The sequence below is a fragment of the Pseudonocardia sp. MH-G8 genome, assembly GCF_002262885.1.
Lineage (GTDB): Bacteria > Actinomycetota > Actinomycetes > Mycobacteriales > Pseudonocardiaceae > Pseudonocardia.
In genome coordinates this window covers 82,022-96,102 of sequence record NZ_NKYF01000035.1, presented here as the reverse complement: position 1 = coordinate 96,102, position 14,081 = coordinate 82,022, and the positions used below count along the sequence as shown (strand labels likewise).

Genomic DNA, 14,081 nt, shown 5'->3' with positions numbered 1-14,081 from the left:
GGCCCCGACTCGCGTGACTGGGGCCCCGACTCGCGTGACTGGGGCCCCGACTCGCGTGACTGGGGCCCCGACTCGCGTGACTGGGGCCCCGACTCGCGTGACTGGGGGCGCGGGTGATCTCCCGTCATCCGCGCGGGCGGATCACCGCTGGGAGACCACCTCGGCGCGTTCGCGATCCTGGCTGCTGCCGCCGCGTCCCTGCGCACGGGCTCGCAGCCGCTGCACGACCGAGCGGGGCAGCAGCCGGCCCCGCAGCGACAGTGCGCTGCCTGCCGCGATCCCCGCTGCCACGGTGCGCACCGAATCGTCGAGGCGGCCGGGATCCGGGTGCGCCCCGCCGTACCAGCTCGCCTCGACGGCACCGACGACCGTGCGCAGCGCCTGCTGCGCGTCCGCCTCCAGGTGGTGCTCGCGGACCAGCCGGCGGGCGGCGGACCGCACCGTGTCGCTCGGCGGGCTCTCCGCGCCGCGGTCGGTCGATTCGGCCAGCAACTCGTCCCAGCCGGCTGCGGCGGCCTCCGGCCCGCCGGCGGCCACCGCCGAGAGCCGGCGTCGCCGGTCCCGGGACCGCAGCATCGCGGGGACGAACGCGGCGAGCACCACGGCGAGCACCGCCGCCAGCGTTGCCCCGATCGGCACGAGCGCGACGTCGAAGCCCGGCGCCGGCGTCTGCGGCGCGGCCTGGGAGGGCGGCGACTGCGGCTGCGGCGAGTCGGGGGAGGACCCGGGCGCCTCGCCCGGCAGCTCCTCCGGGGCGGGCGCTTCCTCGGCGAGGGCATCCTCGGCGCCGCCCAGCTCGGCCTGCGCCTCCTGGACGTAGGGCGGGTCGATCGCGCGGCCGTCGCTGAGCGGCGTGGGGTCGAACGCCATCCAACCGATGCGCGGGAAGTACGCCTCGACCCACGCGTGCGCGTCGGCCGTGGTGATCGTGCGGTGGTCGCCCTCGTCGCGGCCGCCGGTGAAGCCGACGGCCACGCGGGCCGGCACGCCGACGGTCCGCAGCATCACGGCCATCGCCGAGGCGAACTGCTCGCAGTAGCCGGTGCGCCCGACCGTCAGGAACTCGACGAGGGCGTCGTCACCACCGCCGGGCGCGGTCTGCAGGTTGTAGGTGAACTGGGTGCCGGGCCCGGCGAACCAGTTCTGGATGGCGAAGGCGCGGTCGAAGCCCGGGCCGGCGTCGCCCACGACCTCCGCGGCGATCTCCCCGACGCGGGGGTCGACACCGGTGGTGTCGAGGTACTCCAGGCCGATGCCCTCGATGCCCTGGCTGGCGCGCAGCTGTTGCATCGTGGGCGCCGGGAGCACCGCGCGCTGGTGCCAGCCGTCCTCCTCGCGCGGGTTGCCGCTGTAGCCGGTGCCGCTGCCGGTGTCGTAGAGCCACTGGTCGCCGGGCAGGCCCGTGACGTCGATGACCTCGCCGTAGAGCGGGAGCCAGTAGTCGCGGAACGCGAGGTTCGTGATCTCGACGTCGATGAAGTCGCCCGGCACGGTCGGCTGCTGCTGCACCGGCCCGGGTAGTGGGATCCCGGGAGCGGGCCGGGTGGCCTGCCAGCCGGAGTCGGGGACGTACTGCTGCAACGTGAGCGCGCGCAGGTAGGCGGGCCGGGTGAGGCCGCTGACCTCGAAGAGGTCGACGGGGGTGGCCTGGTCGAGCTGACCGCGCAGCGCGGTGAACGGGGTGAGCCCGATCGAACCGGCCGCGGGCCCGGAGCTGCCGCCGCCGGCGAAGCGCCCGGCCGTACCGATGAAGGGGGTGGCCACGCCGACGCCGAGCGCCAGCACGACGGCCCCGGCCACGAGCGCGGTGCCCCCGGCCAGTCTGCCGCGCAGTCCGCCTGCGGCCACCAGCAGCAACCCGAACCCCGCGGCGGCGCCGACGACCGTCCACCACGGGAGCAGCAGGTCGGCCAGTGCGGCCGGCACGGCGAACACGGCGAGCAGCGGCACGCCGGCGGCCGCCGGTGCGGCCGAGACCACCGCCGCGAGGTGCACGCCCAGGGCGAGCAGCCCGAACGCGACCGTGATGAGGAAGTGGATCTCCGGTGTGGCGGCGACGGGTGCCGTGCTGGTGTCGATCTGCAGGCCGGCCCCGGCGAAGAGCTCGCCGAACCGGCCGAACGTGGCGGGGCCGGGGAGGAAGCCCAGCAGCGTGCCCTCCCCGAAGGAGACGGTGAGGACCAGCAGGACGGACACGGCCTGGGCGAGTGCGGCGACGACCGGCCCGGCGCGGTGCGCCAGCAGGCCCGCCGCCACCACCGCGGCGACGGCGGCCACCGCATGGATGATCCAGGCCTCGCCCTGCACGACGGAGGCGACGGGGGCGCCCGCGAGCAGGACCGCGGCACCGGATGCGAGGGACGCCACCCAGGGAACGGGGGCGCGCGCCGGTTCCGGCGGCTGCGGGGCGGGAGCGGGTGGTGTGCGGGGCTCGGGCACCTCGGCCGCCGACCTGCGGGGCGACTCCCGCCGGGAACGTGGCGGGGTGGCGGAACGGGTCACGACCGGCCTCCCTGGACGGCGTCCGGCGCGGCGCCGAGCACCAGGTCGTCCCAGACCCGGGCAGGGCTCGCGCCGGCCGTGGCCACCGCCACCTGCCAGCCGGCGCGCCGCAGCGCAGCCGCATGCCCCGCTGCCGAACCGCGCCCGCGGGCGGAGGCGGAGGCGGGATCCCAGGTCGTGGTGTCGAGCAGCACGGCGTGCCCGATGCCGCTGCTGCGTGCCAGCAGGGCCTCCACCTGCCCGGGACCGAGCGCTCCCAGCACAGCCAGGACGTCGGTGCCGGTGGTGAGGTCCGGGCCGGCCAGGTCGGTGCGCGCCGAGGGGCGCAGCGCGGCGAGCGCGTCGAGCATCGGTTCGCGCCCGCCGGAGATGCCGGCCGGGACGAGGGCGGTGCCGTCCTCGGTGACCAGGGTGCACGGCTCGCCGCGCTCGAGCAGGTGGACGCCGATGCTCGCCGCGAGGCTCACCGCGAACTCGAGGCTCGAGTCGGCACCGCGGCCACGGTGGGCGGCGTCGCGGCGGTCGAGCAGCAGGGTCATCCCGCCACGCCACGGCCGTTCCTCGAGCCGCACCATCAGCTCGTCGTGCCGGGCCGAGCTGCGCCAGTGCACGCGGCGCATCTCGTCGCCCTGCCGGTAGGGGCGGATCAGGACGTCCGACGCGCCCTGGCCCTGGTGGGCGAGCGCAGCGCCGGGCGTGCCCTCACCGGTGCCGACGGCGGGCGGGAGCCCGCGCAGCGGCACGACCCGCGGCAGGACGAGCAGCCGGTCGGCTCCGGCGAGCTCCCTCTCGAACTCGGCGAGGCCGAGGGGGTCTCCCGCCGTGCCGATGGCCGGGCCCACGCGGTGCACGCCGCGCAGCACGGGCCGCAGCGGATAGGTCAGGGTGGCCGTCCCGCGGCTGGAGAGCCGGTGCACCGTGAAGCGCGGGGGAGCATCGGCCTGCGGACCTGCGGCGTCCGGCGCGGCGTCGACGAGGCTCAGCGCCCCGAGCAACGCCCCGCCCTGCAGCTGCAGGACCACCGACACCTCCACGTCGACCGGCACCCGGGCCGGATCGAGCTCGCGCTCGACACGGACGATGCGCCGCGTGCGCGCGGCCAGCAGCAGCGCCAGCAGCGGCAGCAACGCGACGAAGACGCCGACGCGCAGCAGGTCACGTTCGTCGAGCACCACCGCGCACACGGCCGTGGCCGCGCCGGCCGCGAGGAGGCAGCGTCCACGGGTCGTGAGTCCCGAGAGCCGGCCGCTGAGGACGGGCACGGGCCTCAGCCCCGCGGAGGTGCTGGCACCGGGTGCCGACCGAGCAGGCTGCGCACGATGTCGACGGCCGACCGCCGGGAGGCGATCGCGTCGGCGCTCAGCAGGAGCCGGTGGGCCAGCACCGGCACGGCGACGGCCTGCACGTCGTCGGGCACCACGTAGGTGCGCCCGGAGAGCGCGGCCTGGGCCCGTGCCGCGCGCACGAGCTGCAGGGTGGCTCGCGGGGATGCGCCGAGGCGCAGATCGGGGATGCGCCGGGTGGTGCCGACGAGCTCGACGCAGTACTGGCGCACCTCGGCTCCGACGTGCACGCGCCGCACCGTGTCCACCACCGCGCGGACGTGGCGGGCGTCGGCGACCGGGCGCAGTATCTCGAGCGGGTCGGACGCGCTGTGCTCGTCGACCATGGCGAGCTCTGCCGCGAGGTCCGGGTAGCCCACGCTGACGCGCGCGGTGAAGCGGTCGCGCTGGGCCTCCGGCAGCGGGTAGGTGCCGTCCATCTCCACGGGGTTCTGGGTGGCCACGACCATGAACGGGCTCGCGAGCGCGTAGGTGGCACCGTCGACGGTGACCTGGTGCTCGGCCATGCACTCCAGCAGCGCCGACTGGGTCTTCGGCGAGGCCCGGTTGATCTCGTCGGCGATCACCACGTTGGCGAACACGGGGCCGGGGCGGAACTCGAACTCCGAGGTCTGCCGGTTGTAGATCGACAGGCCTGTGATGTCGGCGGGAAGCAGGTCGGGGGTGAACTGCACGCGGCTCACCGAGCAGTCGATGGACCGCGCGAGCGCCTTCGCGAGCGACGTCTTGCCGACGCCCGGCACGTCCTCGACGAGCAGGTGCCCCTCGGCGAGGAGGGTGACCAGCGCGACGCGGACCACCTCCGGTTTGCCGACGATGACGCGCTGCACGTTGGCCGCGATCCGGCCGCACAACTCGGTGACCTCGGCCAGGGCACCGCCGGCATCGGCGTCCAGGCCGGCTCGGCTACTCGTGGTGGTCACGACCGCTCCTCACCGGCGTTCATCGCCGTCGTGCCCGACGGGGCTGTGTCCATCGGTGACCCCGCAAGCTCGGCCACGTGACCTCCTCGCGCTCGTCCTGCTCGTCCCGGGCGGGGCGGGACGAGGCACCAGTGTGTCAAACACCTGCGCAGATACTCCCCTGATGGGTACCGCGGGGATCCCCCACTGTGCCCCACCGGTGTGTGGGACGGGCGTGTTGTCCCGCTCAGAGGCCGCTGATCGGGTCCCCGGGCGGCGATTCCGGACGCAGCGTCGCCGCGAAGAACACTCTGCGTAGCGACGCCGCCGTCCCGCGAGCGAGTGGTCCCCCACCTTCCCCCACTGCGTTTGACCTGCGGTTTTCCGCGATCTTTCCCGAAACGGGGGGCACATCCCGTGTTGACGGTGGGGCGATGTGGGGTAATGTGGTGATCGCTGGGGCACAACGGGCCGCAGGTGGAGGTGGGGCCGGTGTTCCTCGGCACCTACACCCCGAAGCTGGACGACAAGGGGCGGCTCACGTTGCCCGCGAAATTCCGCGACGAGTTGCGAGGCGGGCTGATGATCACGAAGGGGCAGGACCACTGTCTGTACGTGTTCACCCGTGACGCCTTCACGGAGCTGGCGCAGAAGGTGGCGTCCGCGCCGCTGACGAGCGAGTCCGCACGCGTCTTCCAGCGCAACCTCTTCTCCGGCACCGACGAGCAGAACCCCGACTCCCAGGGACGCATCGCGATCACTCCCGAGCTGCGCCGCTACGCGGGGCTGTCCAAGGAGTGCGTGGTGATCGGCGCGTTCACCCGCGCCGAGATCTGGGACGCCGAGGCCTGGCAGCGGTACCAGGACCAGCACGAGGACACCTACGCGCAGGCGCAGGAGGAGGTGCTCCCCGGACTGATCTGACGCAGGGAGGCAGAACGCGGGTGGCGATGGACCCGGCGGTGCCCCCACCCGGTAGCCCTGGCGCACCTTCCCCGGTGCCAGGTCTGCCGGGTGGAGGCATCGCCGACCCGGGGGATTGCAGCCGACGGATCTGGCGGGGCGGGAAAGCCACAGGCCCGGCTGGGAGCACGGGCCTGCGGGGGTCGCGGCGACACGGGGCAGGGAGGTGTGCGGTGGGGCAGCACGACCACGAGAGCGGGCCAGCTGGGGCCAGGCACGTTCCCGTGGCCCTGTCCCGGGTCGCCGACCTGTTGCAACCCGCGCTCGCCGACCGTCCCGCGGTGCTCGTCGACGCCACGCTCGGCCTCGGCGGGCATGCCGCGTCGCTGCTCGCGGCGCACCCGCAGCTCACCCTCGTCGGACTGGACCGGGATCAGGACGCGCTCGCGATCGCCGGGCGGCGTCTCGCCGCGCACGCCGATCGCATCCACCTCGTGCACGCCGTCTACGACGGCATCGCCGACGTCCTGGGGGAACTGGGGCTCTCCCGGGTCGACGGTGTGCTGTTCGACCTCGGCGTCTCGTCCCTGCAGCTGGACGCCGAAGAGCGCGGCTTCTCCTACTCCCGCGACGCGGACCTCGACATGCGGATGGACCCCTCCACGGGCCCCACCGCCGCCGACGTCCTCAACACCTACCCGGTGCCGCAGCTGGCGCGGGTGCTGCGCGAGTACGGCGAGGAGCGGTTCGCCGGCCGGATCGCCTCCGCCGTCGCACGCAGGCGGGAGAAGGCGCCGCTGCGCCGCAGCAGCGAGCTCGTGGAGCTGCTGTACGAGGCCGTTCCGGCGGCGTCGCGGCGCACCGGCGGCCATCCCGCGAAGCGGACGTTCCAGGCGCTGCGGATCGAGGTCAACGGGGAGCTGACCGCGTTGCGGACCGCGCTGCCGGCCGCGCTCGACGCGCTGGTGGTCGGGGGCCGGATCGTCGTGCTGGCCTACCAGTCGCTGGAGGACCGGATCGTGAAGCGGGAGCTGGCGGCGCGGGCGTCGTCCCGGTCACCGGTGGACCTCCCCGTGGAGCTACCGGGACACGGTGCGGAGATGCGCCTGCTCACCCGTGGGGCCGAGCAGGCGACCGAGGAGGAGATCAGCGACAACCCGCGGGCGGCACCGGTCCGCCTGCGTGCCGCGGAACGCATCCGGGAGGTGGCGGCGTGATGGTGCTGGAACGGATCCGTGCGGGACACGCCGATCGTCAGGAGGAGCGCATGCTGGTCGAGACGCCACTGGCTGGGACACCGCTGGCCGGGACACCGCTGGTCGGGACGCCGCGGAACGGGGGACTCTCGTGAGCGCGCCGGTGACGGAGCGGTCGCGGACCACCACCCGGTCCCGCTCCACCACGATCCCCGCCCAGCGGGGCACGTCGACCGACCTGCGGCCCACGCCGACCGCCGAACCCGCGGGCGGCCGCCGGTCCGCGCAGCAGAAGGCCTACGCGCGTCGCGACGATCGGCTGCGCCGCATCGTCGGCGGTCGGACCGCGCGGACCGCGGCGCCGTCCGGGCGGCCGCAGTACGTGCTGCTGATCATGGTGCTGCTGGCCGTCGGGCTGGTGGCGACCCTGTGGCTGTCGACCGCGGCAGCGGCCGACTCCTACCGGCTCGAGGACGCCACGGCCGAGGCGCGGGCGCTGTCCGAGCAGGCCGAGCGGCTGCACCGCGAGGTGGCGGTGCTGGAGTCGGCGCCCGAGCTGGCCCGCCGGGCCGCGGAGCTCGGCATGACGCCCGTGCAGGACCCGGCCCGGCTCGTGGTCGCACCCGGCGGCGAGGTGGAGGTCGTCGGGGAGCCGCGGGCCGCGGTCGCCCCGCCCCCGCCGGTCGTGCCGGCGGTACCGGGTGCCCAACCGCCGGCCGAGGGCAATGATGGCGCAGCGCCGGAGGGTGCAGCGCCGGAGGATGCAGCGCCGGACGCGACCTCCGGGACGGATCCGCTCGCGGCGGGCGCCTCCGGTGCGGCTGCGCAGGGTGCGGACGCCGAGGCGACAGGGCCGGACACCGACGCAGGGGACACGGACGCCGGGGACACCGGCGCCGGGGACACCGGCGCCGCCTCGGCCGACGGCGGCGGGACGGACGCCGGCTGATGACGACCGCCCCGCCCCGGCCCCGGGCCGCAGGCGCGGCGGCCCGCCGACCGGCGCCCCCACGCACCCCCGAGGCCGGGATCGCGCTCGGCAGGCGACGGTTGAAGGTCGGCCGGGTCCTGCTCGTGGTCGTGCTGGCGATCGCGACGCTGAAGCTCGTGGCCGTCCAGACCGTGCAGGCGGGGGAGCTCACGGCCGCCTCCGCGCGGCAGTCCACGACGAACATCCGGCTGCCCGCCGAGCGGGGCGCGATCAGGGACCGGGACGGCGCCCCGCTCGCGTTCAGCGTGGACGCGCGCGCCCTCGTCACCAACCCGCGGCTGATCGCGCAGACCAGGGGACCCGAGGCGCCGCGGTACGTGGCGGAGATGGCCGCCGCGGTCGGGCAGGCCACCGGGCAGGACCCGAACGCGTTGCTCGAGCAGTTGTCCAGCGACCGCGGCTACGTGGTGCTCGCGCGGCTCGTCGCCCCGGAGATCGCCCGCGACCTCGGCGAGCGGTTCCCGGAGATCGCGCAGGAGCGCCGCGAGGACCGGCAGTACCCGGCGGGCAAGCTCGCCGCGAACGTCGTCGGATCGTCCACCTGGAACGCCGACGAGCGGAAGCTGACCGGACGGGTGGGGCTGGAGAGCTCGCAGGACAACCTGCTGTCCGGGTTCGAGGGGCTGCGCGTCGTCGACACGGCCGAGGACAGCAACGCGGTCATCCCCGGCAGCACCCGGTTCGAGCGGGCGGCCGTGCAGGGCTCGGACATGCAGCTCACCCTGGACTCGGACCTGCAGTTCACCGTGCAGCAGGCGTTGACCGACTACGTGGCGAGCACCGGGGCGGACGTGACGTCGTCCGCGGTGGTGCTGGACGCGCGGACGGCCGAGGTCCTCGCCATGGCGAACGGGCAGACGTTCGACCCGCGCGACCTGTCCACCGCCACCCCGGAGCAGCTGGGCAACACCGCCGTGCAGAGCACGTTCGAACCCGGATCCGTCCTCAAGGTCATCACCATGGCCGCTGCCCTGGAGCACGGCGTCGCCGCGCCGGACGACGTCCTCACGGTGCCCGGCAGCATCCGGGTCGCCGACCGCACGATCGGCGACTCCTGGGACCACGGCACGGAGCGCTACACGCTCACCGGTGTGCTGGCGAAGTCGTCCAACGTCGGCACGATCATGACCGCGCAGAAGGTGGGGGAGGAGCGCTTCGCGGACATGCTCTCCCGCTTCGGGCTGGGCGAGCGGACGGGCGTGGGCCTGCCCGGCGAGGAGCCCGGCCTGGTGCCCCCACGGGAGTCGTGGTCGGGTTCGACGTTCGGCAACCTGCCGATCGGCCAGGGCCTCACGGTGACGACCCTGCAGATGGCGGCGATGCTGCAGACGGTCGCCAACGACGGTGTGCGCGTGCCGCCGCGGATCGTCGCGGGCACCACGGGCCCGGACGGCGTGCAGGTCGCGCCGCCCCCGCCGGAGCCGGTGCGGGTGATCTCACCGGAGACCGCGCAGCAGCTGCGGACGATGCTCGCGGCCGTCACGCAGGACGGCCGCGGCGGCCAGCGTGGCACCGGCCACCAGGCCGCGGTTCCCGGCTACGCGGTCGGCGGAAAGACCGGCACGGCGCAGCAGGTCAACCCGGCGTGCGGCTGCTACTCGTCGTCGCTGCACTGGATCAACTTCGCCGGGATGCTGCCGGCCGACGATCCGCGCTACGTCATCGCGATCATGCTGGACGCGCCGGACCCCGGCACCAGTGCGGCGCCGTTGTTCCACGACATCGCCACCTACCTCGCCCAGCGCGAGCGGCTGCCGGTGAGTGACGAGCCCCCGCCCGTCCAGACCCTGCAGCTGCCCTGACCGTGGCCGGTTCCGGCTGCCCCGGGCGCGGCGAGCCGGGCGCGCGGCTCGCCTCCCGCGCCGGTCGATCACGTGGTCCGGCCCGCCGGACGGCGCGGTGGCGCCGTCCCGAGCGAGGAGGCGCGGGCCGGCTCGTGTTGACCGCCTGCGACGGTCCGTGCTGGTCCGGGGAGGCGATGACGCGGAGGAGTGACGTGCGGGCGGTGCGCGCAGGGGTGGGCGCGGGCCCGCCGGTAGCCTTCCGCGACGTGTCGACCGCCAGCTCCGCTCCTCCCGTGCCGACCGCCGCGTCGCCGCGTCCCCGGTCGGTGCGGCCGGTCGAGCTGAGTGCCGTCGGCGCCGCGATCGGCGTCTCCGCGACGCGGGCCGCCACGGTCACCGGCATCACCCAGCGTGGCTCCGACGTCCGGCCCGGTGACCTGTTCGCGGCCCTGCCCGGGGCACGCGCCCACGGCGCCGACTACGCCGCAGGTGCGCTCGCCGCGGGCGCCGCCGCCGTGCTCACCGACCCCGCCGGGGCCCGGCGTCCCGCGCTCGCCGACGCCCCGCTGCTCGTGCACCCGCGCCCCCGGGAGGTGCTGGGGGCCGCCGCCGCGCTCGTCCACGGCGATCCGACGGCGCGGCTGTCCGTCCTGGGCATCACCGGCACCAGCGGCAAGACGACCACCGCCCACCTGGTGGAGGCCGGGCTCGTCGCCGCGGGCCGCACCGCGGGCCTGGTCGGCACGGTCGGCACGCGCGTGGCCGGGCGTGCCCTGCCCAGCGCGTTCACCACGCCCGAGGCCCCGGACCTGCAGGCGCTGTTCGCCGCGATGCTGGAGGACGGCGTCACCGACGTCGCGATGGAGGTGTCCAGCCACGCGCTCGCCATGGGCCGCGTCGGCGGCACCCGGTTCGCCGTGGCCGCGTTCACCAACCTGTCGCAGGACCACCTGGACTTCCACCGCGACATGGAGGACTACTTCGAGGCCAAGGCCGCGCTCTTCGACGGCCGGGCCGAGCACGCGGTGGTGTGCGTCGACGACGAGTGGGGCCGGCGGCTCGCGGCCCGCACGCCGGGTGCGGTGACGGTGTCGACCACCGGCCCGGCCGCCTGGCGCGCGGTGGACGCGCGCACCGGCGCCGACGGCACCCAGACCTTCACGGCCGTCGCACCGGACGGTGCGCAGCTGCCCGTGCGGCTGCAGCTGCCCGGCGCGTTCAACATCGCCAACGCGCTGGTGGGCCTCGCCTGCCTGGACGCGGCGGGCGTGCCTGCCGCCGTCGCCGCGGGCGGATTCGCCGCGCTCGCCGTGCCCGGGCGGATGCAGCGGATCGAACAGGGGCAGCCGTTCCTCGCGGTGGTCGACTACGCCCACAAACCCGCCGCCGTCGCGGCGCTGCTCGACGCGCTGCGCCCGCAGGTGCCCGGACGGCTGGTCGTCGTGCTCGGCTGTGGCGGTGACCGCGACCGCGGCAAGCGCCCGCTGATGGGCGCAGCCGCCGCGGCGCGTGCCGAGCTGCTGATCGTCACCGACGACAACCCGCGCAGCGAGGACCCGGCCGCCATCCGCGCCGCGATGCTCGCGGGCGCCGAGGCCGAGCCGGCCGCGGGGGACCTCATGGAGATCGGCGACCGGCGGGCCGCGATCGCGGCCGCGGTGGCCTTCGCGAAGCCCGGGGACGCGGTCGTCGTCGCCGGCAAGGGACACGAGGCGGGCCAGGAGATCCAGGGCGTGAAGCACCCCTTCGACGACGCCGCCGAACTGGCCGCCGCGCTGGTCGCGGCCCAGCACGGCACGCGGTAGCGGGCCCGGCGCCCACGGATGATCGGATATGTCTCCCATGAGCGAGCTTGCGAGCGAATCAATGTCACAGCGCCCGCGCTGCGTCAGTTCCCGATGGGCCGCCCGAGCGCAGCGAGGGCGAGCGATGAGCAGGACGAGAGCATGATCGAGATGCGGTTGGCCGACGTCGCCGCCGTCACCGGTGGCCGGTTGCACCGCGCCACCGGGGAGGAGCGCGTCAGCGCCGTCGAGTTCGACTCGCGCGCGATCGTGCCGGGCGGGCTGTTCGTCGCGCTGCCCGGCGAGCGCGTCGACGGGCACGAGTTCGTGCCCGCGGCGAGGACGGCCGGGGCCACCGGTGTGCTGGCGGGTCGCGAGGTCGACGCGCCGGCCGTGATCGCTGCCCCGGTCGCCCGCCAGGCCGGCACCTACCTCGACGCCACCGACCGCGACGGGTCCGGTGCCGCGGTCCTCGCCGCGCTCGCGGCGCTCGCCGGGCACGTGGTGCGGGCGTTGCCGGACACCACGGTGGTGGGGCTCACCGGCAGTTCGGGCAAGACCTCCACCAAGGACCTGCTCGCCGCCGTGCTCGCCCCGCTGGGCGCCACGGTGGCCCCGCCCGGCTCGTTCAACAACGAGCTCGGCCTGCCCTGGACGGCCCTTCGCGCTGACGCCGGCACCCGCCACCTCGTGCTCGAGTTCTCCGCGCGCGGGCCCGGGCACATCGCGCGGCTCGCCGCCGCCGTGCCGCCGCGGATCGGGCTGGTGCTCAACGTCGGGCGCGCGCACGTCGGCGAGTTCGGCTCGGTCGCGGGCACCGCAGCGGCCAAGGGCGAGCTGGTCGAGGCCGTGGCGCCGGACGGGATCGTGGTGCTCAACGCCGACGACCCGCTCGTCGCCGCGATGGCCGCACGCACGTCGGCCCGGGTCGTGACGTTCGGGCGCGGTGACGCCGACGTCCGCGCCGAGGACGTGGCCCTGGACGGCGGGCGCGCCCGCTTCACGCTCGTGACGGCGGCCGGCCGCGCGCCCGTCGCGCTCCGGGTCGTCGGTGAGCACCACGTGAGCAACGCGCTCGGCGCGGCCGCGGTGGCGCTGGAGCTCGGCGGCACGCCCGCAGGGGTCGCCGCGGCGCTCGGCGCGGCGGAGCCGGCCTCCCGGTGGCGGATGGAGGTCACGGAGCGCGAGGACGGCGTCACGGTCGTCAACGACGCGTACAACTCCAATCCGGAGTCGATGCGCGCGGCGCTGGCCGCCCTCGCCGCACTCGGGTCGGGCACGCGGCGCACCTGGGCGGTGCTCGGCCGGATGGCCGAACTCGGCGAGGACGCCGCCGCGGTGCACGCGGAGGTCGCCGCCGCGGCCCGCGAGCTCGGCATCGACCGGCTGGTCGACGTCGGCCGCGCGGGCTACCCCGGCGCGCAGAAGGCGGTGGACGGGGACACGGCGCTGGAGCTGCTCTCGGCCGAGCTCCGCCCGGGCGATGTCGTGCTGGTGAAGGCGTCGCGGGCGATGGGGCTGGAGAGCGTGGCCGAGCGGCTGCTGCAGGCGCCGGGACCGGTGCCGCGGTGAGAGGTGTCTTCATCGCCGCGGGCGTGGCGCTCGCGGTCTCGATCCTGCTGACCCCCTACCTCATCCGGTTCTTCGCCCGTCAGGGTTTCGGCCAGGAGATCCGCGCCGAGGGCCCGCAGAGCCACCAGGCCAAGCGCGGCACGCCCACGATGGGCGGGGTCGCGATCCTGATCGCGATCTGGCTCGGCTACGTGCTCTCGCACCTGCTCACCGGTGATCCGATCACGGCGTCGGCGCTGCTGGTGCTGTTCCTGACCACCGCGCTGGGCGTCGTCGGGTTCCTCGACGACTTCATCAAGCTGCGCCGGGCCCGCAACCTCGGTCTCAACAAGACCTCGAAGATCGTCGGCCAGGTCCTGACGGCCACGGTCTTCGGCATCCTCGCGCTGCGGTTCGCCAACATCGACGGCCTCACACCCGCCTCGGACAGCCTGTCGTTCGTCCGCGACATCACGGTGCTCTCGTTCGGCGCCATCGGCTTCGTGCTGCTGGCCAACCTGGTGGTGGCCGCCTGGTCCAACGCGGTGAACCTCACCGACGGCCTCGACGGGCTCGCGGCGGGCACGGCCGCGATGGTGCTGGCCACCTACACGATCATCGGGTTCTGGCAGTTCCGCAACAACTGCGCCATCGCCAGCGCCGCCGGCTGCTACCAGGTGCGCGACCCGCTCGACGTCGCGCTCGTGGCCGCCGCGGCCATGGGCGGCTGCATCGGCTTCCTCTGGTGGAACGCCGCCCCGGCCCGGATCTTCATGGGTGACACCGGCTCGCTCGCCCTCGGCGGGTTGCTCGCCGGGCTCTCGATCGTGACGCGCACCGAGCTGCTGCTCGTGGTGATCGGTGGCGTCTTCGTGGTGGAGGCCCTGTCGGTGGCCGTGCAGATCGCGGTGTTCCGCACGACCCGGCGCCGCGTGTTCCGGATGGCGCCGTTCCACCACCACTTCGAGCTCGCCGGCTGGGCCGAGACCACGGTGATCATCCGATTCTGGCTGCTGGCGGCCATGTGCGCGGCCCTGGGACTCGGACTGTTCTACCAGGAGTGGCTCACGGCGGCGGGCGGCGGCTGAGGACCCGGATCAGAGCGGGACGCCCCACCGTCCATGA

General features: G+C 75.2%; 10 protein-coding genes. 7 read left to right on the top strand and 3 right to left on the bottom strand.

The window, feature by feature from the left end; all coding sequences use genetic code 11:
* Positions 1-141 precede the first annotated feature (141 nt).
* From CFP66_RS42080 to CFP66_RS42070, 3 genes are read right to left on the bottom strand one after another with little or no spacing between them, the layout of a single operon-like run.
* Positions 142-2,502 (bottom strand): DUF3488 and transglutaminase-like domain-containing protein, encoded by a 2,361-nt coding sequence (locus tag CFP66_RS42080; RefSeq protein ID WP_143517581.1) that lies wholly within the window; start codon positions 2,500-2,502, stop codon positions 142-144.
* Positions 2,499-3,764: a DUF58 domain-containing protein gene (locus CFP66_RS42075; RefSeq protein ID WP_094930962.1), complete on the bottom strand. Its 1,266-nt coding sequence runs from the start codon at positions 3,762-3,764 to the stop codon at positions 2,499-2,501. The genes CFP66_RS42080 and CFP66_RS42075 overlap by 4 nt, the downstream gene beginning before the upstream one ends.
* A 5-nt stretch (positions 3,765-3,769) precedes the next feature.
* Positions 3,770-4,741: a MoxR family ATPase gene (locus CFP66_RS42070; protein WP_233160166.1), complete on the bottom strand. Its 972-nt coding sequence runs from the start codon at positions 4,739-4,741 to the stop codon at positions 3,770-3,772.
* A gap of 498 nt (positions 4,742-5,239) precedes the next feature.
* Here CFP66_RS42070 and mraZ point away from each other — a divergent pair, with 498 nt between their 5' ends.
* The 7 genes from mraZ (at position 5,240) to mraY (ending at position 14,044) form a co-directional block, all read left to right on the top strand.
* Positions 5,240-5,671 (top strand): division/cell wall cluster transcriptional repressor MraZ, encoded by a 432-nt coding sequence (mraZ, locus tag CFP66_RS42065; RefSeq protein ID WP_094930975.1) that lies wholly within the window; start codon positions 5,240-5,242, stop codon positions 5,669-5,671.
* 212 nt (positions 5,672-5,883) lie between these two features.
* Positions 5,884-6,867 carry a 16S rRNA (cytosine(1402)-N(4))-methyltransferase RsmH gene (gene rsmH, locus CFP66_RS42060; RefSeq protein WP_094930960.1) on the top strand — a complete coding sequence of 328 codons (984 nt, stop codon included), beginning with the start codon at positions 5,884-5,886 and terminating at the stop codon, positions 6,865-6,867.
* 130 nt (positions 6,868-6,997) lie between these two features.
* Complete coding sequence (locus tag CFP66_RS48320) at positions 6,998-7,795, top strand: hypothetical protein (RefSeq protein WP_094930959.1); 798 nt, start codon at positions 6,998-7,000, stop codon at positions 7,793-7,795.
* A complete protein-coding gene (locus CFP66_RS42050) occupies positions 7,795-9,639 on the top strand; it encodes a penicillin-binding protein 2 (protein WP_094930958.1) in 1,845 nt (614 codons plus the stop codon). Before CFP66_RS48320 ends, CFP66_RS42050 begins: the two co-directional genes overlap by 1 nt.
* Before the next feature lie 176 nt (positions 9,640-9,815).
* Positions 9,816-11,426 (top strand): UDP-N-acetylmuramoyl-L-alanyl-D-glutamate--2,6-diaminopimelate ligase, encoded by a 1,611-nt coding sequence (locus CFP66_RS42045; protein WP_094930974.1) that lies wholly within the window; start codon positions 9,816-9,818, stop codon positions 11,424-11,426.
* A 141-nt stretch (positions 11,427-11,567) separates the two neighbouring features.
* A complete protein-coding gene (murF, locus tag CFP66_RS42040) occupies positions 11,568-12,977 on the top strand; it encodes a UDP-N-acetylmuramoyl-tripeptide--D-alanyl-D-alanine ligase (RefSeq protein WP_094930957.1) in 1,410 nt (469 codons plus the stop codon).
* Positions 12,974-14,044: a phospho-N-acetylmuramoyl-pentapeptide-transferase gene (gene mraY / locus CFP66_RS42035; RefSeq protein WP_094930956.1), complete on the top strand. Its 1,071-nt coding sequence runs from the start codon at positions 12,974-12,976 to the stop codon at positions 14,042-14,044. The genes murF and mraY overlap by 4 nt, the downstream gene beginning before the upstream one ends.
* Positions 14,045-14,081: the final 37 nt, after the last annotated feature.

What these genes read in the sequence shown, in the direction of transcription:
- CFP66_RS42050 (WP_094930958.1), top strand. Translation starts at nt 7,795, where the DNA reads ATGACGACCGCCCCGCCCCGGCCCCGGGCCGCAGGCGCGGCGGCCCGC.
- CFP66_RS42045 (WP_094930974.1), top strand. Translation starts at nt 9,816, where the DNA reads ATGACGCGGAGGAGTGACGTGCGGGCGGTGCGCGCAGGGGTGGGCGCG.
- murF (WP_094930957.1), top strand. Translation starts at nt 11,568, where the DNA reads ATGATCGAGATGCGGTTGGCCGACGTCGCCGCCGTCACCGGTGGCCGG.